Source organism: Arthrobacter echini, assembly GCF_004803505.1.
GTDB lineage: Bacteria > Actinomycetota > Actinomycetes > Actinomycetales > Micrococcaceae > Arthrobacter_D > Arthrobacter_D echini.
The window spans coordinates 23,324-49,670 of the sequence record NZ_SSWH01000002.1 but is presented as its reverse complement, the minus strand read 5'-3'; the positions used below and the strand labels follow the sequence as shown (position 1 = coordinate 49,670).

Annotated in this window: 24 protein-coding genes; 20 read left to right on the top strand and 4 right to left on the bottom strand. The window is 68.9% G+C overall.

Going from position 1 to position 26,347, the window contains the following annotated elements:
• The first annotated feature begins 174 nt into the window (after window positions 1-174).
• Genes pdhA through E8P82_RS02660 form a run of 3 tightly spaced genes read left to right on the top strand, consistent with a single transcriptional unit; the run spans window position 175 to window position 3,805 of the window.
• The gene (gene pdhA / locus E8P82_RS02670; RefSeq protein ID WP_136452957.1) at window positions 175-1,338 is read left to right on the top strand and encodes a pyruvate dehydrogenase (acetyl-transferring) E1 component subunit alpha; all 1,164 of its coding nucleotides are present in this window, start codon (window positions 175-177) and stop codon (window positions 1,336-1,338) included.
• The gene (locus E8P82_RS02665) at window positions 1,338-2,360 is read left to right on the top strand and encodes an alpha-ketoacid dehydrogenase subunit beta (protein WP_136452956.1); all 1,023 of its coding nucleotides are present in this window, start codon (window positions 1,338-1,340) and stop codon (window positions 2,358-2,360) included. The genes pdhA and E8P82_RS02665 overlap by 1 nt, the downstream gene beginning before the upstream one ends.
• A complete protein-coding gene (locus E8P82_RS02660; protein WP_136452955.1) occupies window positions 2,357-3,805 on the top strand; it encodes a dihydrolipoamide acetyltransferase family protein in 1,449 nt (482 codons plus the stop codon). The genes E8P82_RS02665 and E8P82_RS02660 overlap by 4 nt, the downstream gene beginning before the upstream one ends.
• A 79-nt stretch (window positions 3,806-3,884) precedes the next feature.
• Here the strand turns inward: E8P82_RS02660 and E8P82_RS02655 are convergent, their stop codons facing one another.
• The gene (locus E8P82_RS02655) at window positions 3,885-4,352 is read right to left on the bottom strand and encodes a GNAT family N-acetyltransferase (RefSeq protein ID WP_136452954.1); all 468 of its coding nucleotides are present in this window, start codon (window positions 4,350-4,352) and stop codon (window positions 3,885-3,887) included.
• 103 nt (window positions 4,353-4,455) lie between these two features.
• Window positions 4,456-5,067 carry a TetR/AcrR family transcriptional regulator gene (locus E8P82_RS02650; RefSeq protein WP_136452953.1) on the bottom strand — a complete coding sequence of 204 codons (612 nt, stop codon included), beginning with the start codon at window positions 5,065-5,067 and terminating at the stop codon, window positions 4,456-4,458.
• 119 nt (window positions 5,068-5,186) lie between these two features.
• Between E8P82_RS02650 and E8P82_RS02645 the strand changes: the two genes are divergently transcribed.
• The 8 genes from E8P82_RS02645 to E8P82_RS02610 all read left to right on the top strand — a co-directional run bounded on the left by E8P82_RS02645 (window position 5,187) and on the right by E8P82_RS02610 (window position 14,058).
• Window positions 5,187-6,803: a carboxyl transferase domain-containing protein gene (locus tag E8P82_RS02645; RefSeq protein ID WP_136452952.1), complete on the top strand. Its 1,617-nt coding sequence runs from the start codon at window positions 5,187-5,189 to the stop codon at window positions 6,801-6,803.
• 4 nt (window positions 6,804-6,807) lie between these two features.
• The gene (locus tag E8P82_RS02640) at window positions 6,808-8,862 is read left to right on the top strand and encodes an acetyl/propionyl/methylcrotonyl-CoA carboxylase subunit alpha (RefSeq protein ID WP_136452951.1); all 2,055 of its coding nucleotides are present in this window, start codon (window positions 6,808-6,810) and stop codon (window positions 8,860-8,862) included.
• Complete coding sequence (locus E8P82_RS02635; RefSeq protein WP_136452950.1) at window positions 8,859-10,031, top strand: acyl-CoA dehydrogenase family protein; 1,173 nt, start codon at window positions 8,859-8,861, stop codon at window positions 10,029-10,031. The genes E8P82_RS02640 and E8P82_RS02635 overlap by 4 nt, the downstream gene beginning before the upstream one ends.
• A 51-nt stretch (window positions 10,032-10,082) precedes the next feature.
• The gene (locus E8P82_RS02630) at window positions 10,083-10,880 is read left to right on the top strand and encodes a CoA transferase subunit A (protein ID WP_136452949.1); all 798 of its coding nucleotides are present in this window, start codon (window positions 10,083-10,085) and stop codon (window positions 10,878-10,880) included.
• A gap of 2 nt (window positions 10,881-10,882) precedes the next feature.
• Window positions 10,883-11,530: a CoA transferase subunit B gene (locus E8P82_RS02625; protein WP_136452948.1), complete on the top strand. Its 648-nt coding sequence runs from the start codon at window positions 10,883-10,885 to the stop codon at window positions 11,528-11,530.
• Complete coding sequence (locus tag E8P82_RS02620; RefSeq protein WP_136452947.1) at window positions 11,527-12,033, top strand: MaoC family dehydratase; 507 nt, start codon at window positions 11,527-11,529, stop codon at window positions 12,031-12,033. The genes E8P82_RS02625 and E8P82_RS02620 overlap by 4 nt, the downstream gene beginning before the upstream one ends.
• Window positions 12,030-12,869 carry an HpcH/HpaI aldolase/citrate lyase family protein gene (locus E8P82_RS02615; protein WP_136452946.1) on the top strand — a complete coding sequence of 280 codons (840 nt, stop codon included), beginning with the start codon at window positions 12,030-12,032 and terminating at the stop codon, window positions 12,867-12,869. Before E8P82_RS02620 ends, E8P82_RS02615 begins: the two co-directional genes overlap by 4 nt.
• Window positions 12,870-12,984: 115 nt before the next feature.
• On the top strand, window positions 12,985-14,058 hold the full coding sequence (locus tag E8P82_RS02610) for a hypothetical protein (RefSeq protein ID WP_136452945.1): 1,074 nt from the start codon (window positions 12,985-12,987) through the stop codon (window positions 14,056-14,058).
• 259 nt (window positions 14,059-14,317) lie between these two features.
• Here E8P82_RS02610 and E8P82_RS02600 read toward each other — a convergent pair whose 3' ends face one another.
• A complete protein-coding gene (locus E8P82_RS02600; protein ID WP_136452943.1) occupies window positions 14,318-16,015 on the bottom strand; it encodes an HNH endonuclease signature motif containing protein in 1,698 nt (565 codons plus the stop codon).
• A 234-nt stretch (window positions 16,016-16,249) separates the two neighbouring features.
• Here E8P82_RS02600 and dxr point away from each other — a divergent pair, with 234 nt between their 5' ends.
• The 9 genes from dxr to E8P82_RS02555 all read left to right on the top strand — a co-directional run bounded on the left by dxr (window position 16,250) and on the right by E8P82_RS02555 (window position 25,236).
• Entirely contained in the window at window positions 16,250-17,521 is a 1,272-nt protein-coding gene (dxr, locus tag E8P82_RS02595) for a 1-deoxy-D-xylulose-5-phosphate reductoisomerase (RefSeq protein WP_136452942.1), read from the top strand.
• Entirely contained in the window at window positions 17,470-18,861 is a 1,392-nt protein-coding gene (locus E8P82_RS02590; protein ID WP_136452941.1) for a M50 family metallopeptidase, read from the top strand. The genes dxr and E8P82_RS02590 overlap by 52 nt, the downstream gene beginning before the upstream one ends.
• Before the next feature lie 39 nt (window positions 18,862-18,900).
• Entirely contained in the window at window positions 18,901-19,509 is a 609-nt protein-coding gene (locus E8P82_RS02585; RefSeq protein ID WP_136452940.1) for a MarR family transcriptional regulator, read from the top strand.
• Between the two features lie 143 nt (window positions 19,510-19,652).
• Window positions 19,653-20,102 (top strand): hypothetical protein, encoded by a 450-nt coding sequence (locus E8P82_RS02580; protein WP_136452939.1) that lies wholly within the window; start codon window positions 19,653-19,655, stop codon window positions 20,100-20,102.
• Between the two features lie 10 nt (window positions 20,103-20,112).
• Complete coding sequence (locus E8P82_RS02575; protein ID WP_136452938.1) at window positions 20,113-20,403, top strand: YciI family protein; 291 nt, start codon at window positions 20,113-20,115, stop codon at window positions 20,401-20,403.
• Between the two features lie 98 nt (window positions 20,404-20,501).
• Window positions 20,502-21,668 (top strand): flavodoxin-dependent (E)-4-hydroxy-3-methylbut-2-enyl-diphosphate synthase, encoded by a 1,167-nt coding sequence (gene ispG, locus E8P82_RS02570; RefSeq protein ID WP_136452937.1) that lies wholly within the window; start codon window positions 20,502-20,504, stop codon window positions 21,666-21,668.
• Complete coding sequence (locus tag E8P82_RS02565) at window positions 21,622-22,524, top strand: GNAT family N-acetyltransferase (RefSeq protein WP_342773216.1); 903 nt, start codon at window positions 21,622-21,624, stop codon at window positions 22,522-22,524. The genes ispG and E8P82_RS02565 overlap by 47 nt, the downstream gene beginning before the upstream one ends.
• A 98-nt stretch (window positions 22,525-22,622) precedes the next feature.
• A complete protein-coding gene (locus E8P82_RS02560; RefSeq protein WP_136452936.1) occupies window positions 22,623-24,422 on the top strand; it encodes a proline--tRNA ligase in 1,800 nt (599 codons plus the stop codon).
• A gap of 7 nt (window positions 24,423-24,429) precedes the next feature.
• Entirely contained in the window at window positions 24,430-25,236 is an 807-nt protein-coding gene (locus E8P82_RS02555) for a sulfite exporter TauE/SafE family protein (protein ID WP_136452935.1), read from the top strand.
• 6 nt (window positions 25,237-25,242) lie between these two features.
• Here E8P82_RS02555 and E8P82_RS02550 read toward each other — a convergent pair whose 3' ends face one another.
• Window positions 25,243-26,313, bottom strand: coding sequence for a DUF4439 domain-containing protein (locus tag E8P82_RS02550; RefSeq protein WP_168796468.1), 1,071 nt, complete (start codon window positions 26,311-26,313; stop codon window positions 25,243-25,245).
• Window positions 26,314-26,347 lie beyond the last annotated feature (34 nt).

Below are 26,347 nucleotides of genomic sequence, written 5' to 3'. Positions count from 1 at the left end.
CTAACAGAGCTTCGCGACCAGCTGTGATGCATTCTGCTCAGTCCGAGCACGACCGGTTGTGCTACCTGCTCGCTGTGAGTAGGGTCACAGCATCTTCGGGCAACGGTGCCCGACCCCGCCCCGCGTCGCTCCCGATCGGGCGAGGACCTGCTGGACACGCGAAGGTTGACTGACATGGCCCAGGACGACACACCACGAGGACCGGAGACGGGCAGCGGCGCGATACTGCCCGGCCCCCCGCACGACGGCGCCGACGACCCGGTGCAGCTCATCGATCAGCACGGTGTACGCCGTCCGCACGGGCACTACGACGAACTGATCACCGACGTCGACGGCGCAGCGCTGCGGAAGCTGTACGAGGACATGGTGGTGGTCCGCCGCATCGACGCCGAGGCGACGGCTCTCCAGCGGCAGGGCGAACTGGCCCTGTGGCCGCCGTTGTTGGGCCAGGAAGCGGCCCAGATCGGTTCCGGACGGGCGCTGCGCGAGGACGACTTCGTGTTCTCCAGCTATCGCGAGAACGCGGTGGCCTACTGCCGCGGAGTGGATCTGACGGATCTGCTGCGGGTCTGGCGGGGCAACGCGTCCTCGGGCTGGGACCCGTACTCCATCAACATGGCCACGCCCCAGGTGATCATCGGCGCCCAGACCCTGCATGCCACCGGATACGCGATGGGCATCCTCCAGGACGGCGCCGATTCCGTGGCGGTCACCTACTTCGGCGACGGCGCCACAAGCCAGGGCGACGTCAACGAGGCCATGGTCTTCGCCGCCAGCTATCAGGCGCCGGTCATCTTCTTCTGCCAGAACAACCAGTGGGCCATCTCGGAGCCGGTGGGTCTGCAGGCCCACGTGCCGATCGCGCGCAGGGCGCCGGGATTCGGTATCCCGTCCGTCCGCGTGGACGGCAATGACGTCCTCGCCTGCCTCGCCGTGACCCGGGAGGCGCTGGCCCGCGCGCGGTCCGGCGGGGGCCCCACCTTCATCGAGGCGGTGACCTATCGCATGGGCCCGCACACGACGGCCGATGATCCCAAGCGCTACCGTGACGCGAACGAGCTCGAGGACTGGACGGCGCGTGATCCGCTGGCGCGCGTGGCAACGCTCCTGGACTCGCTCGGGCTGCTCGACGCCGATTACACGGACTCGGTCAAGGCCACGGCGGACGCCATCGCTGCAGAACTGCGCCAGGGCTGCCTGTCGATGCCCGAACCGGAACCGCTTGATGTCTTCAAGCACGTCTACAGTGCTCCGAACTCCTGGCTCGACCGCCAGCAGGATCACTACGAGCGTTATCTCGCCTCGTTCGCCGAGGCATCCCAGGAAGGATCCCGCTGATGACCACCATGACGTTCGGCCGTGCCATCACCGCCGGTCTGCGGCGCGCGATGGAGGATGATCCCAAGGTGATCCTCATGGGGGAGGACATCGGCAAGCTCGGCGGTGTCTTCCGGATCACCGACGGACTGCAGAAGGACTTCGGTCCGCACCGCGTCCTCGACAGTCCCCTGGCGGAATCGGGGATCCTGGGTACGGCCGTGGGGATGGCGTACCGCGGCTACCGTCCCGTCGTGGAGATCCAGTTCGACGGCTTCATCTACCCGGCGTTCGACCAGATCGTCAGCCAGGTGGCGAAACTGCACTATCGCACGCAGGGAGCCGTGAGGATGCCCCTCACCATCCGGGTGCCCTTCGGCGGCGGTATCGGCTCACCCGAGCACCATTCGGAGTCGCCCGAGGCCTACTTCACCCACACCTCCGGGCTCCGGGTGGTCAGCGTCTCCAACCCGCAGGACGCCTACACGATGATCCAGCAGGCCATCGCCAGCGACGATCCCGTGATGTACTTCGAGCCCAAGCGCCGGTACCACGTCAAGGGCGAGGTCGACGAGGGCATGACCGGTCCGTCGTCGGACATGGGCAGGGCTCAGGTGGTCTCCGAGGGCACGGACGTCACGCTCGTGACCTACGGTCCACTGGTTCCCACGGCGCGCGATGCCGCCGTCGCGGCGTCCGACGAGGACATCTCCATCGAGGTGATCGATCTCCGCTCGCTGGCCCCGATCGATTTCGCCACGATCGAGGCCTCCGTCCGCAAGACCGGCCGCCTCGTCATCACCCACGAGGCGGCGCAGTCAGGCGGTCTCGGCGCGGAGATCGCCGCGAGCATCACCGAGCGCTGCTTCGACGTCCTGGAGCACGCGCCCGTGCGGATCACGGGTTTCGACGTCCCGTACCCCTACTCCAAGCTCGAATTCCACCACCTGCCGGATCTCGACCGTATCCTCGACGGCGTGGACCGCGTACTGCGCCGGCCCAACTCGCTCAGTGCCCTGACCGGCGAAGGAGCAGCCCGATGACCACGACGACGAGCACGACGGTGAAGGAGTTCCGCCTGCCCGATCTCGGGGAGGGGCTGACCGAGTCCGAGATCGTCCAGTGGCACGTCGGTGAGGGCGACACCGTCGAGCTGAACCAGATCATCGCCGACGTCGAGACCGCCAAGGCCGTGGTCGAGCTGCCCTCCCCGTACGCCGGCACGGTGCTCCGGCTGCACGAGGCAGCGGGAACCGTCGTCGACGTCGGGGCTCCGATCGTCTCCTTCGAGGTCGCCGGCGAACCGGGGAAGACCCCGACCACCACCCCTTCCGTTCCGCCTGCGTCAGCGCCGGAGACCGCGTCCGACGAGGTGGCTGCACCGCCCGATGGGGACACCGATGCCGCTCCGGCGAAGCGCGAGCCGAATCTCGTGGGCTACGGTGCTGCGCTGGAGAAGAGCGGGCGGCCGCAGCGTCGGAGTCGGGCGCACCAGGCGGGCACGGCCGAGGCAACACCGCCACCCGTTGTGAAACCCGTGGAACAGCCTGCCGCTGCAGCTTCCGCGCAGGCTCCCGCCGAACGTCCGCGGTCCACACCTCCCGTGCGCAAACTCGCCCGGGATCTGGGGATCGCCCTCGAGACCCTCACCGGATCCGGGCCCGGGGGCCTGATCGTGCGCGACGACGTCCTGGCGGCGGCCGACGGAAGCCCGGCAGAGCTCTCGCCGGGGCAGCAGCCCGCCGGGGAGCCGCCCGCCGGGGAGCCGCCCGCCACGGACACGGCCGCTCGCCAGACCCGTACGCCGATCAGGGGGATGCGCAAGCACACCGCTGCGGCGATGGTGGCCAGTGCCTTCACCGCGCCCCATGTCACGGAGTTCCTGACCATCGACGTCACGCCGACCATGGAGCTGCTCACCGAGCTCAAGGCGAGCCGCGCGTTCGAGGGCACCAGGGTCACGCCACTGACAATCGTCGCCAAGGCCCTGTGCATCGCCGTCGCGCGGAATCCCACCGTCAACTCGTCATGGGACGAGCAGGCCCAGGAGATCGTGCAGTACGCGGACGTCAATCTCGGCATCGCCGCCGCGACGCCGCGCGGACTGCTCGTACCGAACATCAGGGCCGCACAGTCCCTGTCCCTCGTGGACCTCGCGCGGTCCCTGGCCTCACTGACCGAGACGGCACGTGCCGGGAAGACGCCTCCTGCGGACCTGACGGGCGGGACCATCTCGATCACGAACATCGGTGTCTTCGGCATCGACGCCGGCACGCCGATCCTGAATCCCGGCGAGGCGGCCATCCTCGCGATGGGCGCGGTCCGCAGCACGCCGTGGGAGTACCAGGGCGCCGTCGCCCTCCGGTCCGTGATGACGCTGAGTCTGTCCTTCGATCACCGGCTCGTCGACGGCGAGCAGGGCTCGCGCTTCCTCGCGGACATCGGGACGATCCTGCGGAATCCGGCGATGGTCCTCACCATGGTGTAGCGGCTCCTGATCGGCCGAGATGACAGAAATGACCGCGTGCGGTCCGGGGTCATGGTCGTTTCTGTAGTCTCGGCGGGTGCTACTGCAGTTCGAGGACCAGTTCATCGACGACGGCGCCGCGGGCCGGTGCGAAGCCCTGAGCCTGCCCGATCTCCGTGAAGCCCCAGCGCTCGAGGATGCGGATGGAGCCGACGTTGTCGGCGACCGCCCGGGCCCGGATGGGTCGCTCGGATACTTCCTCGAGGAACTGTCCCACGGCCGCCGTCGTGATGCCCATACCCCAGTGCGAGCGGTCGATCCAGTAGCTGATCTCGGGCACCTCGCCGTCGTTGTACGCGAGGATGCTGCCCACCACGTCACCGTCGGACAGGATGGTGCGCACCGTCACTTTCGGATCGTTGAGGATGTCCTGCCAGTGGTGGTCGAAGACACCGCGATCCGAGGGGTTCTTGGCGCCGAAAGCGGCCATGTGATTGGCGCGGGGGTCCAGCTGGTGCGAGAAGAACTCGTCGAGGTCGGTGGCTTCAACGGCACGTAGGGTGATCACGGCAATTCTCCCGGTCGGTGGAGCGGCCGGCGGGTGAGCGCGGCCGGGACGTCTCGAGCTTCAGCGTACAGCCAGCCGAACGGGCGACGACGAACCTCCACGATCAGGCGGTCAGCGCAGCCCATGCCATCTTCTCGAGCAGCGTCCGCAGCAGATCCCGCTCGTGCACGGAGCCGGTACCGTGGGCCGTGTGCGGGGTGGAGTTGATCAGGCCGAAGACCGCGTGGACGCGTCGGCGCTGCAGCGAGCGGTCACCGTCCGAGCGATAGGCCACCAGCTCGTCCACCCAGAGCTGCACGTAGCTGCGCTGCAGGGACCGGACCGCGCTCTCGTCGTCGGGCAGGAGCGAGCCGAGGTCGCGATCCTGGACGCGGATGACGTCGGCGTGGTTCAGCGCGAACTCCACCTGGAAGCGGATGAGTCCCCTGAGCGCCTCCTCCGGGGAGGAGGACGACCGGGCGACGGCCCGCGCTCCTCCCAGGAGTTGCTCACTGACGCCGGTCAGCAGCGCGGCCAGCACCGACGGTTTGCCCGCGAAATGGCGGTAGACGGCCGGCCCGCTGACACCGGCGGCGGCTCCGAGATCCTCGATGGATACGCCGTTGTAGCCGCGGTCCGCAAAGAGCTCGGCGGCAGCGTCCAGCAGCGCGGCACGCCGGGTGGCCTTGGCGATGCTCCGGTCGGTGACGCGGTCGTGCGTGGGCTGCGCCTCCATGCGGGTCCTTGTCGTCGGTGGGGGAGCTGACCACCCGGCGGTGGTGGACAATCGGGTTAATGGATACTAACCTGACTCCGGTTAGTGAGTGCTAACCGGACACCTCGAGGAAGTAGTCGATGGAGACTCTCACATCGAAGGTCGACCCGCTCTCGGCGTCGTTCCGCGCGAATCATGAGGCACAGACCGAACTCGTCGACGAACTGCGTGCCAAGCTCGCGACCGCAGCCCTCGGCGGGCCGCCGCGCTCCCGCGAGCGTCACGTGGCCCGCGGCAAGCTGCTGCCCCGCGAGCGCGTCGATCAGCTGCTCGACGACGGCAGTCCCTTCCTCGAGATCGCCCCGCTCGCGGCGGACGGCATGTACGACGGCGAGTCCCCGGGAGCCGGGGTCATCGCCGGTATCGGTCTGGTCCACGGGCGGCAGGTGCTCGTCATCTCCAACGACGCGACGGTCAAGGGCGGCACCTACTACCCGATGACGGTCAAGAAGCATCTCCGGGCCCAGGAGATCGCGCTGGAGAACCACCTCCCGTGCATCTACCTCGTGGATTCCGGCGGAGCCTTCCTGCCCCGGCAGGACGAGGTCTTCCCCGATCGCAACCACTTCGGCCGGATCTTCTACAACCAGGCCACCATGTCCGCGCGGAAGATCCCGCAGATCGCCTCGGTCATGGGCAGCTGCACCGCCGGCGGCGCATACGTGCCCGCGATGAGCGACGAGACGATCATCGTTCGCAACCAGGGCACCATCTTCCTCGGCGGGCCGCCGCTCGTGAAGGCCGCGATCGGTGAGGTGGTCACGGCCGAGGAACTCGGTGGCGGAGACGTGCACTCGAGGATCTCGGGCGTCACGGACCATCTCGCGGAGAACGACCAGCACGCCCTCGAGATCGTCCGCGACATCATCGCGACCCTGCCGCCCGCGGCCGGGACTCCCCTTGCGGTGCCCGAGTCCGAGGCAGTGCAGGAGCCCGCCGTGCCGATGGACGAGCTCTACGGAGCCGTCCCCACCGACGTCAACGCCTCCTACGACGCACGCGAGATCATCGCCCGGATCGTCGACGGTTCCCTCTTCCACGAGTTCAAGCGCGAGTACGGGACCACGCTCGTCACGGGATTCGCGCGGATCCACGGACACCAGGTGGGGATCGTCGCCAACAACGGCGTACTGTTCAGCGAGTCCGCGCTCAAGGGCGCCCACTTCATCGAACTCTGCGACCAGCGCGGTGTACCGCTGGTGTTCCTGCAGAATCTCTCCGGCTTCATGGTCGGCAGGGACTACGAGGCCGGCGGCATCGCCAAGAACGGGGCGAAGATGGTCACCGCCGTCGCCACGTGCCGGGTCCCGAAGCTCACCGTCGTCGTCGGGGGTTCCTTCGGCGCCGGCAACTACTCGATGTGCGGGCGCGCGTTCTCCCCGCGTTTCCTGTGGATGTGGCCGGCCAGCCGCATCTCCGTGATGGGCGGCAACCAGGCCTCGGCGGTCCTCGCGACGGTCAAGCGCGACCAGCTCGAGGCCCGTGGCGAGGACTGGTCCACCGACGAGGAGGAGTCCTTCCGCGCCCCCATCCGCGAGCAGTACGAGGCCCAGGGCAATCCCTACTACTCGACGGCGCGCCTGTGGGACGACGGCGTGATCGACCCGGCGGACACCCGGACCGTCCTCGGCCTGGCGCTCGATGTCTGCGCCAGTGCACCACTGCCGGAGACCTCCTTCGGCTTGTTCAGGATGTGACCAGATGACCCCCAGCACCCACTCCTCCGGCCCGGACACGTCGTCGTGGCCCTTCGACACGGTCCTCATTGCGAATCGAGGCGAGATCGCCAGCCGGGTGATCCGCTCCGTCCGCGCCCTGGGCCTGCGCTCGGTCGCCGTCTACAGCGACGCCGATGCCGACGCGCGCCACGTCCGCGACGCCGACATCGCCGTGCGCATCGGGTCTGCGGCACCGTCGGAGAGCTACCTGTCCATCCCCGCCGTCCTGGAGGCGTGCCGGCGCACGGGTGCCGGCGCCGTCCACCCCGGCTACGGCTTCCTGAGTGAGAACGCGGCCTTCGCGGCGGCGCTCGGGGACGCCGGGATCGTGTTCATCGGACCCTCCGTGCACGCGCTGGACGTCATGGGCGACAAGATCAGGTCCAAGAACCACGTGGCCGGCTTCGACGTACCCGTGGTGCCGGGCATCGCCGAACCCGGCCTCTCCGACGAGGAGTTGCTCCGCGCGGCAGGCGACGTCGGCTTCCCCCTGCTCATCAAGCCCTCGGCCGGGGGTGGGGGCAAGGGCATGCATGCCGTCCAGCGTGCCGAGGAGCTGCCCGAGGTACTGCTCACCGCCCGCCGCGTGGCCGCCCGTGCCTTCGGGGACGACACCCTGTTCCTGGAGCGGCTGATCGAGCGACCCCGGCACATCGAGGTGCAGGTCCTGGCCGACGGCCACGGGTCCGTGATCCACCTCGGCGAGCGCGAGTGCTCCCTGCAGCGCCGCCACCAGAAGGTCATCGAGGAGGCACCGTCGGCCCTGCTCGACGAGGCGACGCGGGCCCGGATCGGCGAGGCGGCCTGCAATGCCGCGCGCAGCGTCGACTACACCGGCGCCGGGACGGTCGAGTTCCTGGTCTCCGACGCCGCGCCGGACGAATTCTTCTTCATGGAGATGAACACCCGCCTGCAGGTGGAACACCCGGTCACGGAGCTCGTCACGGGGGTGGATCTGGTCGAGTGGCAGATCCGCATCGCCGCGGGGGAGCACCTGCCCCTGGGTCAGGACGACGTCGCGCTCACCGGTCACGCCGTGGAGGCCCGCGTCTACGCCGAGAACCCCGAGGCCGGGTTCCTGCCGTCCACCGGGACCGTGCTCTCGCTCTCCGAGCCCGTCGGGGAGGGCATCCGGGTGGACAGTTCCCTCCTGCCCGGCGGCACCGTGTCGTCGTCGTACGATCCGATGCTGGCCAAGGTGATCGCCTGGGGGACGGACCGGAGTCAGGCGCTGGACCGGCTCGACGCCGCGCTCGCCGACACCGTGGTGCTCGGGGTGGACACGAATCTCGAGTACCTGCGCCTGCTCGTGAACGACGACGACGTCCGGGCCGCACGGCTGGACACCACCATGATCGAGCGCAAACTCCCCGATCTCGCCTTCCGGACGTTGAGCCCGGAGGACCTCGCGGTCGCCGCGGTGCTGCTCGTCGAGGCGGACGCGCCTGCGACCGTCAGCTCCCCGTGGCGGCGCGGGGACGGCTTCCGGCTCGGGGCACCCCGGCCCTGCTCGATCCACCTGGAGCACGACGGCGGCACCACCGTCGTCGGCCTCCGCCAGGCGGGGACCGGCTGGAGCGCCACGATCGACGACCGCACGATCTCGGTCAGCACCGGAGGCGCGGCCGTCGACGGTCTGCGCTCGCAGCGGCAGCACGTCGTCGACGGCGACACGCTCTGGCTGGGCGAGGACGGGTTCTCCGCACGCATCAGGCGGCTCGGTCGCAGGGAACTGCTCGACGCCGTCCTCTCACGCATCGAGCGCGAGGAAGGGGCTGCCGATCCCGCGGTCCGCAGTCCCATGCCGGGCACGGTCGTCTCGGTGGCGGTCGAGGACGGTGCGCTCGTCGAGGCGGGGGACGTGCTCGTCGCCGTCGAGGCCATGAAGATGGAGCACCAGCTCACTGCGGGCCTCTCCGGCGTCGTCCGCCTCTCGCTGAAGCCCGGCGATCTGGTCAGGGCCCAGCAGGTCGTCGCCACCATCGAAGCAGCAGCAGAGCAAGACACAACCAGTCCCACGGAAGGCAGCGCAGCATGAACTTCGAATTGAGCGAGGAATACCAGGATCTCGTCGACACGGTCCGCGAGTTCGCCGACGAGGTGGTGGCCCCGGTCTCGGCCAGGCACGACGCCGAGCACAGCTTCCCCTACGAGGTGGTCAAGCAGATGGGGGACATGGGCCTGTTCGGCCTGCCGTTCCCGGAGGAGTACGGGGGAATGGGCGGGGACTACTTCGCGCTCTGCCTCGCGCTCGAGCAGCTGGCCCGCGTGGATCAGTCCGTGGCGATCACCCTCGAGGCCGGGGTGTCCCTCGGCGCCATGCCGGTGTACCGGTTCGGCACCGAGGAGCAGAAGCAGCAGTGGCTGCCCTCGCTCGCCGCGGGCACGGCGCTGGGCGGCTTCGGCCTGACGGAGTCCGAGGCAGGCTCCGACGCCTCCGGGACGAAGACGACGGCGAAGCTCGAGGACGGCGCGAACGGCCCCGAGTGGGTGATCAACGGCACGAAGGAGTTCATCACGAACTCCGGCACGGACATCACCTCGCTCGTCACCGTCACGGCCGTCACCGGGACCTCGGAGCGGCCGGACGGCACCGTGAAGAAGGAGATCTCCACCATCCTGGTGCCCTCGGACACGCCCGGCTTCACCGCCGAGAAGGCCTACAACAAGGTGGGCTGGAACGCCTCCGACACGCACCCGCTGACCCTGACGGACGTCCGTGTCCCCGAGGCGAATCTGCTCGGCGAGCGGGGCCGCGGCTACGCAAACTTCCTGCAGATCCTCGACGAGGGCCGGATCGCCATCGCCGCGCTCGCCACGGGTGCGGCGCAGGGCTGCGTGGAGGAATCCATCAGGTACGCCGGCGAGCGCACGGCGTTCGGCAGCACCATCGGTGCCTACCAGTCCATCCAGTTCAAGATCGCGCGCATGAAGGTCCGTGCCGACACGGCCCGCCTGGCCTACTACGACGCCGCGTCGCGGATGCTCGCGGGCAAGCCGTTCAAGACGCAGGCCTCGATCGCGAAGCTCGTCGCCGGGGAAGCAGCCATGGACAACGCGCGCGACGCGACGCAGATCTTCGGCGGCTACGGGTACATCAACGAGTTCCCGGTCGCGAGGCACTACCGTGACTCGAAGATCCTCGAGATCGGTGAGGGGACCACGGAGGTCCAGCTCATGCTCATCGCCCGGGAGCTCGGCCTCTAGCTCGTCGGGCCGGCATTCCCACAGGCGCATCGGACAGCAGGAGGAGATGCAGTGATCAACAAGGTGATCGACAGCGCGGCGGAAGCCGTGGCGGACATTCCCGACGGCGCGTCGCTGGCGGTCGGAGGCTTCGGACTCAGCGGTATCCCGGTGGCGCTCATCGACGCCCTGCACGCGCAGGGCACCGCGGAGCTCGAGACGATCAGCAACAACTGCGGTGTGGACGGCTGGGGCCTCGGGAGGCTGCTCTCCGATCACCGGATCCGCCGGACCATCAGCTCCTACGTGGGGGAGAATAAGGAGTTCGCCCGCCAGTACCTCGCGGGAGAGCTCGAGGTGGAACTCACCCCGCAGGGCACGCTCGCCGAGAAGCTCCGTGCAGGCGGGGCCGGGATCCCCGCCTTCTACACGACGGCGGGTGTCGGCACCCAGGTCAGCGAGGGCGGACTGCCCCAGCGGTACGACGCCGAGGGCGGGATCGCCGTCGCCTCCCAGGCCAAGGAGGTGCGCTCGTTCGACGGCGTGGACTACGTGCTCGAGGAGTCCGTGCGCCCCGACTACGCGCTGGTCCACGCCTGGAAGGGTGATCGCCACGGCAATCTGGTGTTCCACGCCACGGCGATGAACTTCAATCCGCTGTGCGCCCAGGCCGGAAGGATCACGATCGCCGAGGTCGAGGAGCTCGTGGAGCCCGGCGAGCTCGATCCCAACGAGATCCACACGCCGGGCATCTTCGTGCAGCGCGTCGTCGTCGCCCCCGATGTGGAGAAGCGCATCGAGAAACGGACCGTCTCGCTCCGAGGCACCCCCGATCCGCAGGCCGGCCCGACCGCACCCGAAGGAGCATGAGCATGGCACTGACCCGCAACGAACTCGCCGCCAGGGTGGCGCAGGAGCTGGAGAACGGCCAGTACGTCAATCTGGGGATCGGCATGCCCACGCTGATCCCGAACTACATCCCCGACGGCGTGGAGGTGGTGCTGCACTCCGAGAACGGGATCCTCGGCGTCGGGCCCTACCCCACGGAGGAGGAGCTGGACCCCGACCTGATCAATGCCGGCAAGGAGACCGTCACCGCCAATCCCGGGGCGGCGTTCTTCGACTCGGCCGCGTCCTTCGGCATGATCCGGGGAGGGCACGTGGACGTCGCCGTGCTCGGTGCCATGGAGGTGGCGCAGAACGGAGACCTGGCCAACTGGATGGTACCCGGCAAGATGGTCAAGGGCATGGGCGGGGCCATGGACCTGGTGTTCGGCGCCAAGCGCGTGATCGTGATGATGGAGCACGTGGACCGCTCCGGGCGCCCCAAGATCGTCGAGGCCTGCTCGCTGCCGCTGACCGGCAAGGAATGCGTGAACAGGATCATCACCGATCTCGCGGTGATCGACGTCGGACCGGACGGCCTCGTGCTGCGCGAGACCGCACCCGGTGTCTCGGCGGACGACGTCGTCGCTGCCACGGGAGTGCCCCTGCGGATCGAGCTCGAGGCCAGGGCGTGAGCGACTCCGATCCCGCCCGGGACGTCATCGTCCAGCGTGGTCTGTATGCCGACGAGCTCGCGGTCGGGGCCGTGTACGCGCACCGGCCGGGGCGCACGCTGACCGAGGCCGACAACGTGCTGTTCACCACGCTCACCATGAACACGCAGGCGCTGCACCTCGACGCCGCGTGGTCCGCCGAGCAGCCGTTCGGGCAGCGGCTGGTCAACTCCATGCTCACCCTGGCCACGCTCGTCGGGCAGTCCGTCGCGCAGCTCACGCAGGGCACCATCGTGGCGCAGCTCGGGCTCACCGACGTCGCGTTCCCGAAGCCGCTGTTCCACGGTGACACGCTGTACACGCAGACGGAGATCACCGGGGTGCGGCCGTCGTCGTCGCGCCCCGGCCAGGGCATCGTCTCCATGGCGCACACCGGGCGGAACCAGCACGGCGACGTCGTGGCGACCGCCACGCGCTCGGTGCTGATGTGGTCCTCGGCGGCGCAGCGGGACGGCGCGTCGTGAGTGCCAGTGTGCTGGGTCCGGCCCTGCTCTTCTGCCCTGCCGACCGGCCCGAGCGCTATGCCAAGGCCGCCGATCGCGCCGATACGGTGATCCTCGATCTCGAGGACGCCGTCGCTCCTGCGGCGAAGGCCGCCGCGCGGCAGGCGCTCGTGGACTCCGCGCTGGAGGAGACTCCGCTGGACCCCTCGCGGACCGTGGTGCGCGTCAATGGCGTGGGGACACCGGAGTTCGCGCTCGACTGCGAGGCTGTGCGCCGAACTGCCTACCGCACGATCATGCTCGCCAAGACGGAGTCCGCGGCCGATGTCGCAGCGCTCCGGGAGGCACTCGGAGACGTGTCGGTCATCGCGCTGTGCGAGACGGCGCGGGGCGTCGTCGAGGCCGTGGCCATCGCCCTGGCGGAGGGCGTCGTCGCACTGATGTGGGGTGCGGAGGATCTCGTGGCCTCCCTCGGTGGCACCTCCAGCCGGACGGCCTCGGGAAGCTACAGGGCGGTGGCGCTCCAGGCGCGCTCGCAGGTCCTGCTCGCGGCCGGTGCTGCCGGTGTCCACACGATCGATGCGGTGTACGTGGACATCGAGGACACTGCAGGGCTGAAGGAGGAGGCCGACGACGCCGTGGCCTCCGGATTCGGGTCGAAGGCCTGTATCCATCCCGGTCAGATCGCGACGATCCGCGCGGCCTTCGCGCCCACCGACGACGAGGTGGAGCACGCTCGGGCCCTGCTTGCTGCGGCGGAGCACGAGCGTGGTGTGTTCACCTACGAGGGCAGGATGGTCGATGAGCCGATCCTTCGGCATGCGCGCAGTGTGGTGGCGAGGGCTGGGGTGCTCTAGCTGATACGGGCGTTCCGTAACGGACGGGACCGTGGCTTCGAGGACAGCAGCCCGAGCGAATGGCGCGGTGCTGACCTTGCGTGCGTGTCACGAACGGCTCGCTTAGGGTGGGCCGATGATGAGGGATGCTGAGATGCTGCTGGCTGGGCCCCGCGGTCGGCGTCTGTGCCTGGAGGTGGCCATGGAGATGAGCTCCGAGATCAGGTCTGCCGCGTTCTGGCTCGCGCACGATCTGGACCCGGAAAAGGGATCGTCCCGGGTGATGCTCACCGCGGTCTCCGACACCGCGGACGGCGTCGACGATCCGTTGCCGAAATCGTCCATGACGGATTTCCTGACCGCGGTGGCCTCGCTCGATGTGTCGCTGACGGACGACGATTTCATCGACCGGGCTCTGGCGCAGGCGGTCGACACGTCCCGTCCGTGGCAGGAGCCGGACGGGGAAGACGTCCTCGCGGGCCTTCCCGAGGTCAGAGCTGTTCTTGCCCCGATCGCCCGGAGCCTGGTGACGCTTCCGTCCACACAGTGGTGGTCGCAGGGCAGGCAGATCGAGCAGTGGGCGATCGACTGGCGATCACCCGACGACCCTGCACCGCTGGGGAGAAACCCGGCCCAGTTGCTCTCGACCTGGGCGCGCACCGCACGAGCCGAGGAGGTGCGAGCAGAAAAGGAAAGACCGCGTGACCCCAAAGCCACGTGGTCGGGAACGTGGTGGTCGTTCCCGCAAGGCGCCCTCCAGTCGGTCGGGAGAATACCGCTCGGTCTGAATCTCATCGAAGATTCGCTGGGCTGGGAGCACGCCACGACGATCCCGCTTCGTGGGCTCAGCCGGACCTACGAGATCCGGGGCGAGGACGAGTGGGTGTCATTGTGTCGTGCCTGTCCGCTGGAGGTCACTGCCTCCCGGCGACACGACTGGTTCCGCTGTACCGGGCGCGATGGCGACTGGGTGATCCCGGACTGGGAGAAGGTTTCCCGGCAGTGGGATGCAGTGCACCTGACAGTTCTGGCCTACCTCGGCAGCGCTAACCGTGCATTGCAGGTGGACGTGGATACGGCGACGGTCATCGCGGGATGGAACCCCGACACGACGATCTGGCTGACGGCCTCGGCCCGGGAGGCGGACGGCCCTCGCGCGCAGTGGCGACGTGCTACCTATCAGGACCCCTGGGAGAGAGCCGATCCCTGATATGAGTACTACCTCGACCCGGCTCGGTTGGTTCGGCGCCGGCCGGTTTGATTCACGAATTGACGTGTACCGCCGTCGTACCGTGTTCCGACCACCCAGCTGAAGTAGATGACGCCGTTCTCGAATCGATCCTGGATCTCGTCAGCCAGCGCCTCCGCCTCAGCCTGGGTCTCGAAAACTCCCAGCACAGTATTGTCCGGCGTCTCGTCGTGACACACGATCCACACCGTTCGGCTCATGTTGTCAGCCTAGGTGCTGCTCAAAAGGGCGGCGGCGCGTCGGCTTCGAAAATCGGCTCGGTGCGCATCGGAAGGTCCAGGTCCTGCAGGATGCGTGCTGTGGCAGTTGCCCCAAGTTCTGTCGGCGGTGGTTCCGGCGGCGTCGTGTAGGTGCGACCGCCGGGGGAGAGCCAGGTCAGCGCGCCCCCGGGATCCGGCGTCGGGGTCCAGTCCGTCTGGTGCTTGAGCATGTGGTGCCGTTTGCATGCGGGGTAGAGATTCTCTGCACGGGTCGAGCCGTCGTCGGCCCAGGCCAGTAAATGATCGAGGTCGCACCGGCTGGCCGGACGCGAACACCCGTAGAAGCTGCACGTCCTCTCACGCACCTGGACCCACGTCCGCAGGTCCTCGCTCGGTCGATACCGCGTCCGGTCCAGGCCGAGGACCGCCCCGGTGTAGGGATGGGTGAGCAGGCGCAGCCAGGACGTGGCGTCCGCGGCGAGCTTCCGGGCGGCATCGGCGGGGATCGGGCCGTAGCCCTCGAGTTCTGCCGGCTCATCGGTGAGACCCATGAGCGAGAACACCGGGACGGTGACGATGATCTTCGCCGACTGCGACCTGGATACCTGTTCTGCACTGCTGCCCTCGCTGTGTGCTGAGGAGCGGGGAGCCAGCAGCATGTCCGCCAGGACGTCGGCCCGTAGCTGCGCCAGCGTGCGGGGCTCGTCCGGGGCCCGGAGACTGCGGGCGACGGCGTCGACCGAGGTGTGGATCGTCAACGCCTGCTCGGCGGGCAGATAGGCGCTCAGCCACGCCATGCCGTCGCGATCCGGCTCGAAGACCACGCACCTGTCGGACTCCGCCCTGACTCGTCGCGCGACCAACGTCTCGGGATGGAGCTTCTCCCGAAGCCGCCGACACCGTGCGGTGAGCTTCGGCCGGTTCAGGTCTCCCGCCACCTGCAGGATCTCCGACTCGAACGCGTGTACGGCGTCGTCCGGCAGGGTGCGGGACTGCTCGACGACGACCGAGGCCCGCGAAGCGCAGATGGTTCCCTGCTCCAGGGCCGCCAGAGTGTTCGTCAGCTCACCGGTCAGGGTCAGGGACTCCGTGACGACCCGGGCAGCGGCGCCCTCCGACAGCTTGAGCAGTGCTGCCGTCTCGACGACGGTCTCTGTCAGTGCCAGGGACGAGGATGAGCCGGACCAGGAATGATGATCGGAGCTACTGAAGGAGTGGACCTTCGTGATCAGGCGGGCCCGCTGAGCAGCGGCCCAGGACGCCAGCCGATCCGTTGCCCGCAGCAGATCGAGGGTGGTCGCGAGACTGGGTGGATTGCCCGCGACGGCGTCCTGCAGCAGGCCGACGAGTCCAGCGGGTGACGCTTCCTCGACACGGGCACGAGCGTGCTCCTCGGAACTGGCGGCGTCGAACCAGGCATCACCTGAGCCTGCTGTCTCCCATCGAGCGCCGTCGGAGCCTACAGCACTGGAATCCGCAGCGTGTGGCCCTCCAGCATCGGGCTCACATACGCCGTCCCATGATGCGCCACGGGAGACGGCATCGGACCATGACACGGTGTCCCAGAACATACCGGTATCCGTTGCCTCGGGCCAGGCATCGTCGGTCACTTCCCGGTAGGCGGACTCCAGAGCTGCCTCGTACGAATCCGCAGGCCAGCCCCGGTTGGCCTCCTCGTAGGAGTCCTCGATGGTCAGCGTTGCCGGTCCGGTGGACATAGCTCATTCCATCACCCGGCACCGACAAAATAGCTGCCCATCCGATGGTTTTCCGGGACCAGATGTGGAAAAAAATTTCTCTGGTCATCGTGTGGAGGGATGGCACGGATCGTATCTGTTGCCGCCGGTATTCTCCGGGCAGACGGACGGAGGCGGATTGGTACCGCGTCCACCACACCGGGCCCCGTGGCCCGCGGAGGCGTGAGCCACGGGGGACTGCGGGATACTGAGGACATGGATTTCAGCAACCCCACCCGAGCGCACCGGCGCGTGTCGATCCTCGGATCCACGGGCTCGATCGGCACGCAGGCACTCGACGTCATAGCCGCCGCTCCCGACCGGTTCAGCGTCGCCGGACTCAGTGCAGGTGGACGCCAGCTGGACCTCCTCGCAGAGCAGGCCGTCGCCGTCCGGGCCCCGGCGGTCGGGGTGGCTCAGGGCTCGGAGACAGACCTCGAGAGCGCGCTCGGCAAGGCCGCCGATGCCGCCGGGATCAGCGGCTATCGGCCTGAACTTTTCACCGGCCCCAGCGCCGCAGCCCGCATAGCCGCGTGGCCCGACGCCGACGTCGTGCTCAACGGGATCACCGGATCGATCGGCCTTGAGCCGACCCTCGCAGCGCTCGCGGCCGGACACCTGCTGGCCCTGGCCAACAAGGAATCACTGATCGCAGGCGGCGCCCTCGTCCGCGCCGCCGCTGCTCCCGGGCAGCTGGTCCCCGTGGACTCCGAGCACTCGGCCATCGCCCAGGCACTGCGCGGCGGCACGCCGGACGAGGTGGACCGGCTGGTCCTGACGGCCTCGGGCGGACCCTTCCGCGGCATGACCCGGGCGCAGCTGAAGGACGTCACCCCGGCGCAGGCGCTCGCGCATCCCACTTGGGACATGGGCCGGGTCATCAGCACCAACTCCGCCTCCATGGTCAACAAGGCCCTCGAGGTCGTCGAGGCGCACCTGCTGTTCGACATCCCACTGGAGCGCATCGACGTCGTCGTCCACCCGCAGTCCATGGTCCACTCGATGGTCCAGTTCGTGGACGGGTCCACGCTGGCGCAGGCCTCGCCGCCGGACATGCGCCTGCCCATCGCCCTCGGGATCGGCTGGCCGTTCCGTGTCCCCGGAGCGGCGAGGCCCTGCGACTGGTCCCGGCCCGCCGGCTGGCAGTTCGAGCCCCTGGACGAGGACGCCTTCCCCGCGATCGCCCTCGCCAAGCGGGCAGCCGCCGAGGGCGGCACCCGCATGGCCGTCTACAACGCCGCGAACGAGGAGGCCGTCGACGCCTTCCACGCCGGGATCATCGGTTTCACCGACATCGTGGACCTGGTGGCCGCCGTCGTCGACGACCAGCGTGCCCTGGAACCCGGAGGCCGGAACGAGGACCTGACCCTCGACGCCGTCCTCGACGCCGAGCGCTGGGCACGCACGAGGGCGCGGATCCGTTGTGGTGTCGAGAGATGGCCGCAGGACGCGGCTGCAGGGCCGCAGGGCCAGAAGGAAGAGTCGTGACCGTTCTGTTGTTCATCGTCGGCGTGCTCGCCGTCGTCGTCGGGGTCGTGGTGTCGATCGCGCTGCACGAAGTGGGTCATCTGGTACCCGCGAAGCTGTTCGGGGTCCGCGTCACCCAGTACATGGTGGGCTTCGGACCCACGCTCTGGTCGAGGTGGCGCGGGGAGACCGAGTACGGGATCAAGGCGATCCCGGCCGGCGGCTACGTGTCGATGGTGGGGATGTTCCCGCCGCCGACCTCCGAGTCGGACATGGTGCGCCAGTCCAGCACGGGCGTCTTCCAGCAGCTGGCCAACGACGCACGGCAGGTCGCGTCGGAACAGCTGCAGCCCGGCGACGAGGACCGCGTCTTCTACCGGCTGCCGATCTGGAAGCGGATCATCATCATGCTGGGTGGTCCGCTGATGAATCTGCTGATCGGCACTGTGCTCTTCGCCGTCCTCATCATGGGCTTCGGTACCGCCCAGCCCACCACCACCATCTCCTCGGTGTCCGAGTGCGTGGTCCCGGCACGTCAGCAGGCGGCCACCGGTCAGACGGAGTGCACGCCCGAGGATCCCGCCGCGCCGGCCTACGAGGCGGGCCTGCTGCCGGGCGATCGCGTCGTCAGCTTCGACGGCCGCGAGGTCACCGATTGGAACGAGCTCTCCGGGTGGATCCGGGAGGCGGCGGGTCGCGACGTCGGCATCACCTATGTGCGCGACGGTCTGAGCATCGACGCCACGATCCGGCCGCTGCTGACCGAGCGGCCGGTGGCGGCGGAGGACGGAACAGCGCTGATCGACGACGACGGCGTGCCGGTGATGCGGGAGGTCGGCTTCATCGGGGTCGGCTCCCTCGAGGAGCTGGTGCCGCAGCCCGCGAGCGAGGTTCTCCCCGCCGTCGGCGACTCCCTCACCAGCGTCGCCGGCGTGGTGCTGCACCTGCCGCAGCGCGTGGTGGAGGTGGGCCAGGCCGCCTTCTCGGACGCCCCGCGCGACCCCGAAGGGCCCATCAGCGTGGTGGGTGTGGGTCGCATCGCGGGCGAGATCTCGGCGATGGAGGAGATCCCGGTGGTCTCCCGGGCCGCGACGCTCGTCGGGCTGGTGGCGGGGGTGAATCTCGCCCTGTTCGTCTTCAATCTGATCCCGCTGCTGCCGCTCGACGGCGGGCACGTGGCCGGCGCTCTCTGGGAGGGACTGCGGCGCAGCGTCGCCCGGGTCCTCAAGCGCCCGGATCCCGGACCGTTCGACATGGCGAAGCTCCTGCCGCTCACCTATGCCGTGGCCATCCTGTTCATGGGGATGGGTGTGCTGTTGATCTACGCCGACATCGTGAAACCGGTGGATCTCTTCGGCTGATTGGTTGTAAATCGCAATTCAACCGAATATGGTTGATATATGTTCGTACTCACCATCGACCAGGAGGGCAGCCGCTCCACAGCGGACCGCATCCCCGAGCTGCTCGCGCTCCTGGCGCCCGTTCCGACCGTCATCGCGTGGGAACGCTCGGTCGGGGACGAGGCGCAGGGCGTCGTCGCGGACGCGTACGACGTCGTCGACGCCGTCCTGAGCTGCCTGCGCTCCGGTGGCTGGTACGTGGGCGTGGGGATCGGCGTCGTGGAGCGACCCTTTCCCGCCTCTCCCCGCGAGGGCCGCGGATCCGCCTTCGTCGCAGCCCGCAGCGCCGTCGAGCGCGCCAAGAAGACGGGGGACCGGGCGCCCCTGGCCGTGGAGGGACCCGACGGTTCCGCCGAGGCCGAAGGAGTGCTCGCACTGCTCGGCCGCCACGTCATGGGTCGCTCCGAGGCGGAATGGCGCATCCTCGATCTGCTGCAGCCGGCCACCCGGGGCACGCAGACCGCCGTCGCGCGCACGCTCGGCATCAGCCCGCAGGCCGTGAGCAAGGCCGCAGCGCGGGCGGCCTGGCAGGAGGAGCTCGCCGTGCGCCCCGCCGTCGCGCGGTTGCTGGCCTGGGCGGACGCCGGGGCGGAACCGCAACGGAGCTGACCGGCCGAGACCGCAGATATGACCGCCCGACGGCGGTGCGGTGGTCATAACTGCAGTCTCGGCGAGACCGAAGGGTGCAGTTGAAGGGGGTGCGGTGCGGTAGACAGGGAGCAGGTACTTCAGCAGGGAGATCAGGAGGGGTGATGGACGCACTGTGGATCGTGCTGGCGCTGCTGGCCTCGGGTGCCCTCGGCTCCCCGGTGACCATCCTCGTGCTGCGCCTGGCCCGATCCGTGGACACGGCACAGCGCCGCCGGGACGAGCCACCCGAGCCGGCGGACCAGCCGCAGCTGGACATGCCGGCTCCGCCGCCGGAACCACCGACCATCGAGGTGAGCATGGTCCCGCCCGGAGTGCTGAGGGGCGGCCTGGTCATCGGTGTCCTCGAGCGGCTCGCCGTCAGCGTCGCCATCCTCAGCGGACAACCCGTGGCGATCGCCTACGTGGTCGCGGTCAAGGCCCTGGGCCGCTACCCCGAACTCAGCCAGTCCCCGGCGGCGTCGGAGCGCTTCATCATCGGTACCCTGGCCTCCCTGCTGTGGGCCGCAGGGGTGACCACGATCGTCAGGAGCTACCTGCTGGGAGTCACGTAGGGTGAGGATCATGAGTATCTTCGCCGTCGAGTACGTGTACGACCCCGAGCAGGAGGATCTCCGCGCAGAGCATCGCCCCGAGCACAGGGGGTGGCTCGAGCAGCTCGTGGAGCAGGGCGTGGTTCTGGCCTCCGGGCCGTTCGTCGATGGGAGCGGCGCGCTCCTGGTTGTCGCGTCCGGGTCGGAGGCCGAGCTCAACAGCGTCCTGGCGCAGGATCCCTTTGCGCGCGAGGGCGTGATCTCCGCCGTCAAGACCGCCGCCTGGAATCCCATCATCGGTGTGTTCAAGGACCACGTGTGAGCCAGGTCGCGGCGGCGCCCGCGAGGGGGAGCCGGGTGGATAATGAGTAGAGGAAAATCGTCGGATCCGCGGCCACGGTCGCCAGCATGGAGGATGTCTTGACCTCGGTCAATCTAGGAATGCCAGCAGCACCACCACCGGTTCTCGCACCCAGGCGCAAGACCCGACAGATCAAGGTCGGCTCGGTGGGAGTCGGTTCGGATTCACCGATCAGCATCCAGTCGATGACGACCACGCAGACGACGGACATCAACGCGACCCTGCAGCAGATCGCCGAACTGACGGCCACCGGCTGCGACATCGTGCGCGTCGCGTGCCCGACGGCCGACGACGCGGCGGCACTGCCGATCATCGCGAAGAAGTCCCAGATCCCGGTGATCGCCGACATCCACTTCCAGCCCAAGTACGTCTTCGCAGCGATCGACGCCGGCTGCGCTGCAGTCCGGGTGAATCCCGGGAACATCCGCAGGTTCGACGACCAGGTCAAGGAGATCGCCGCCGCAGCGAAGGCCGCCGGTACCTCGATCCGCATCGGCGTGAATGCCGGCTCCCTGGACCCGCGTCTCATGCAGAAGTACGGCAAGGCCACCCCGGAGGCTCTGGTGGAGTCCGCGGTGTGGGAGGCCTCGCTGTTCGAGGAGCACGACTTCCACGACTTCAAGATCTCGGTGAAGCACAATGATCCGGTCGTCATGGTGCGCGCGTACGAACTCCTGGCCGAACGCGGTGACTGGCCCCTGCATCTCGGCGTGACCGAGGCGGGACCGGCCTTCCAGGGCACCATCAAGTCGGCCACGGCCTTCGGCGCCCTGCTCTCGCAGGGCATCGGCGACACCATCCGCGTCTCGCTCTCGGCCCCGCCGGTCGAGGAGATCAAGGTGGGCAACCAGATCCTGCAGTCGCTGAATCTGCGCCCCCGCAAGCTCGAGATCGTCTCCTGCCCGTCCTGCGGACGCGCGCAGGTGGACGTGTACACCCTCGCGGAGGAGGTCACGGCCGGACTCGAGGGCCTGGAGGTGCCGTTGCGCGTGGCCGTGATGGGATGCGTGGTCAACGGACCCGGCGAGGCCCGCGAGGCCGATCTCGGCGTCGCCTCCGGCAACGGCAAGGGTCAGATCTTCGTCAAGGGAGAGGTCATCAAGACCGTCTCCGAGGACCAGATCGTGGAGACGTTGATCGAGGAAGCGATGCGGCTCGCAGAGGAAATGGGAGAGGCTGATGGCGAGAATGCTGGCCAGGGTGGCCCCATGGTTACCGTTAGCTGATCCTGAAGCCGATCCGGAAGGGCCCTGGTCCTTCCGTGTCCTGGGAGCGGCCGATACGCAGGACCTGTGGACCATCGTGAACGCGGACCCGGTGGCCAATGTGTTCATCGCCGCCCATCTCGAGGCGACGGGGACGGCCGCGCCGTCGTCCGCCGGTGCGGAGATCGTCGGGATGTTCCGGCTCGGCGTGTTGCGCGCGGCGTGCTGGGCGGGCGTGAACCTCGTCCCCATCGGGGTGACCGACGAGACCGGCGCCATCTTCGGCGACCATCTCGGCCGGTCGGGGCGCACGTTCTCGTCGATCTTCGGGCCCTCCGAGGCCGTGATGGATCTCTGGTCCACGCTCGAGGACTACAGCGGCGAACCCTTCGACGTCCGGCCCGCCCAGCCGCTCCTGGCGATGGACACGGATCCGCTGATCACCCCGGCACCGGACCTGCGCCTCACGCGCCCGGACGAACTCGATCTGCTCCTGCCGGCCTGCGCCGCCATGTTCGAGGAGGAGGTGGGCTACTCGCCGTTCATCGGCGGCTCCGAGCACTACCGGCGCCGCGTGGCCTCGCTCATCGGCAAGGGACACTCCCTCGTGGCGACCGGGGAGAACGGCGAGGTCGTGTTCAAGGCCGAGCTCGGAACGGTGTCCTCGCAGGTGGTCCAGGTGCAGGGCGTCTGGGTGAATCCGGAGCACCGCGGCAAGGGGCTGAGCGCCCCGTACATGGCTGGCGTCGTCGTCGCTGCCCGCTCGCTGGCACCCACCGTGAGCCTGTACGTGAACTCCTACAATGCCCGCGCCATCGCTGCCTACCGGCGTGTGGGCTTCGAGCAGCTGGACACGTTCGCGACCATCCTGTTCTGAGGACGACGACGGCGACCGCTAGATTGGTAGCTGCTGTCTCCCGCCGCTCGGCGGGAGACAGGATTGGCAGAACCCGATACGGACGAATGGACACCCGCGTGGTCTTACGACTCTCGACCCTCTTCCTGCGCACACTGCGTGAGGATCCCGCCGACGCCGAGGTCGCCAGTCACCGTCTCCTGGTGCGCGCGGGCTACATCCGCCGCGCTGCCCCGGGCATCTACAGCTGGCTGCCGCTGGGACTGAGGGTCCTGGCGCGGGTGGAGACCATCATCCGCGAGGAGATGCAGGCGATCGGCGCGCAGGAGGTCCATTTCCCGGCGCTGCTGCCCAGGGAACCCTACGAGGCGACGAACCGCTGGACCGAGTACGGCGAAGGCATCTTCCGCCTCAAGGACCGCAAGGACGCCGACTACCTGCTGGCGCCCACGCACGAGGAGATGTTCACGCTGCTCGTGAAGGATCTCTACACCTCTTACAAGGACCTCCCGGTCCGGCTGTACCAGATCCAGACCAAGTACCGCGACGAGGCACGCCCCCGTGCGGGCCTGCTGCGTGGTCGTGAGTTCATCATGAAGGACTCCTACTCCTTCGACATCGACGACGAATCGCTGGAGGCGAGCTACGAGCTCCACCGCGCCGCCTACGTGCGGATCTTCGAGCGCCTCGGTCTCGAGGCCATCCCGGTGACGGCGACGGCGGGTGCCATGGGCGGATCCCGGAGCGAGGAGTTCCTGCACCCCACGCCGATCGGTGAGGACACCTTCGTCCGCTCCGCCGGCGGATACACCGCGAACGTCGAGGCCGTCACCACGGTCGTGCCCGCGGACATCGATGTCACGGGACTGCCACCTGCGGAAGTCCGCGACACACCGGACACCCCGACCATCGAGACGCTCGTGGATCACGCGAACAGCGCGGTTCCGCGCGAGGATCGCGCCTGGACCGCGACCGACACCCTGAAGAACGTGGTCCTGGCAGCCGTGCTTCCCACGGGGGAGCGGGAGATCGTCGTCGTCGGCGTTCCGGGGGACCGCGCCGTGGATCTCAAGCGCATCGAGGCGACCATCGCCGGGCACCTGGGAACCGGTGGCGAAGTAGCCGTGGAGACGGCCACCGAGGCGGACCTGGCGAAGCATCCCGGACTCGTCAAGGGCTACATCGGGCCCGGGCTCTCGCTCGAGGATCCCGTGCTCGGCGTCGACGCCGGCACGGGTCTGCGCTATCTGGTGGACCCGCGCGTGGTCAGCGGCACCAGCTGGATCACGGGCGCCAACGCACCCGGGCAGCACGTCTTCGGTCTGGTCGCGGGGCGCGACTTCGGCTGGGACGGCACCATCGAGGCGGTCGAGGTCCGCGAGGGCGACGAAGCCCCCGACGGCTCCGGGCCGCTCGTCGCCGCACGCGGCATCGAGATGGGGCACATCTTCCAGCTCGGACGCAAGTACGCGGAGGCACTCGGGCTGAAGGTCCTCGACCGCAACGGCAAGCTCACCACGGTCACCATGGGCTCCTACGGCGTCGGCGTCACCCGGGCCATCGCAGCCCTGGCGGAGTCCAACCACGACGACCGCGGAATCATCTGGCCGCGCAACGTGGCGCCCGCCGACGTGCACCTCGTGGCCACGGGCAAGGGCACCGACGTGTACGAGGCGGCGGAGAAGCTCGCGGCGGAGCTCGAGGCCGCAGGTCTCACGGTGCTCTACGACGACCGGCCCAAGGTCTCGCCCGGCGTCAAGTTCGGCGACGCCGAACTCATCGGTGTGCCCACCATCGTCGTCGTCGGCCGCGGGCTCGCCGAGGGGGTCATCGAGATCAGGGACCGTCGGACGGGCGAGACCGGGAACGTGGCGGTCGAGGACGCCGCGGCCCACCTGCGGGCCCTCACGGCCCACTAGGACGATCGTGGTCTCCGGGCTCGAGGAGATCCACCTCGCCACGATCCTGCTGGTCCTCGTCGCCGGATTCTCGGCGGGCTGGGTGGACGCCGTCGTCGGGGGCGGGGGACTGCTGCAACTGCCGGCGCTCCTGCTCGTGCCGGGCATCAGCCCGGTACAGGCGCTGGCGACGAACAAGCTGGGCTCCATCTTCGGGACCACCACGAGCGCCGTCACCTACTACCGCCGCGTGCATCCGGATCTGCGTACCGCCCTGCCCATGGCGGGGATAGCCCTCGTCGGGAGTTTCGGCGGGGCGATCCTCGCCGCATCTCTCCCGTCGTCGGTCTTCAAGCCCGTGATCGTCGTCGCACTCGTGGCCGTCGCGGTCTTCACCGCACTGAAGCCTTCCGTCGGGACCCTGACCAGGCTCAAGCACCGGGGAGCCCGGCACTACGGGACGGCCGCGGCCATCGGTCTGGTGATCGGCTTCTACGACGGTCTGATCGGACCCGGCACCGGATCCTTCCTGATCATCGCGATGGTCACGCTGCTCGGCTACGACTTCCTCGGCGCCAGTGCGAAGGCGAAGATCGTGAACATGGCGACCAATTTCGGTGCCCTCATGTTCTTCCTGCCCAACGGCTCCATCCTCTGGGGTCTCGGCCTCCTGCTGGGCGCCGCGAACATGGCCGGCGGCTATCTGGGCTCGCGGATGGCGGTCAGCAGGGGCAGCACCTTCGTGCGGATCGTGTTCCTCGCCGTCGTCGGTGCGCTGATCGTCAAACTCGGCTACGACGTCTGGATCGAGAACATCGAACCGCTCCTGGCCTGACCGATCTCACGGCACGTCGACCCGCAATCCGGGCAGGGCGTCCAGGGGAGTTCCTGCAGCGAGACTGCGCTGGGTCGCTGCGTTGAACGAAGCGACGATCCAGCCCCTTCCCCCCGGACCGACGGTGGACACCAGCCCGGCATAGAGCTCGGCACCATCCTGTTCCAGTTCACGCAGAGCAGCTGCGGGGTCGGCGCGGAACGCGGCGTCGATCGCGTAGGCGGGTGGTGCCGCCGCGACCGGCACGCACAGTGCGCCCAGCCGCCGAGCTGCCGCGTTCGCCAGGTCCCCGTGGAGACGGGCACGGGCGAGCGCGGGGGCCGGGTCGCCCATCAGCGCAGCGGCGACCTCGTAGCCGTAGCGGGCCTCCTCCTCGGCCAGGCGGGCGCTCTCCAGTGCCAGCCGCTCGGCGTCGGAGGCCTGCTCCGTGCCGGTGCAGTCCTCGCCGGCCGGAGCGGACCGGGGCGCGCTGATCCGATCGAAGCCGGTGATCACTGCCGCCTCGACCGACGGCAGACCGGGGTCGACGTCGAGGGCCTCGCCGAGCAGCACCGCGTGGCGCCACTGGTTGGCTCCCGCTGCTGCGAGGACCCGGGCGGGGCCGGGCTCGGCGGTCACCGCGTCCCGCAGGCTCTGCTCGGCGCTGTCCCGCAGCCTCACCAGCACGCTCTGCGCGTCGGCGGGCGCGGCTCCGGCCGGCGGAGACCCGCCGGGAACTCCGGTCGCCGCAGCAGGAGCCGCTCCATCTGCTGCCGGCCAAGGCAACGCCACGGCGTCGGCCTGGACATCCAGATCGGTGGCCAGAGCCCCTAGCAGATCCGCGGTGGAGGGATCGTCCACAGCGGCCCCTCGGACCTGTGCCGCGAGTGCCCGGAAGCGTCCTTCGGCGTCCTGCTGTGCCTGTTCGGCGGCGGAGGAGACCGATCGCGGTTCTCCGGGTGCCCCCATGCCGAGACCGAGCACGACGAGCACCAGCACGAAGCCCGCAGCGAGCCGGACCATCCAGCGGACCGGACCACGATCCAGCCGATTCCCGTCGTTCCACCCACGTCCGATCACAGTTTCCGATGCTCCCACGGTTGGTCCGTCCGGGGCTCCCGCAACACCCGGT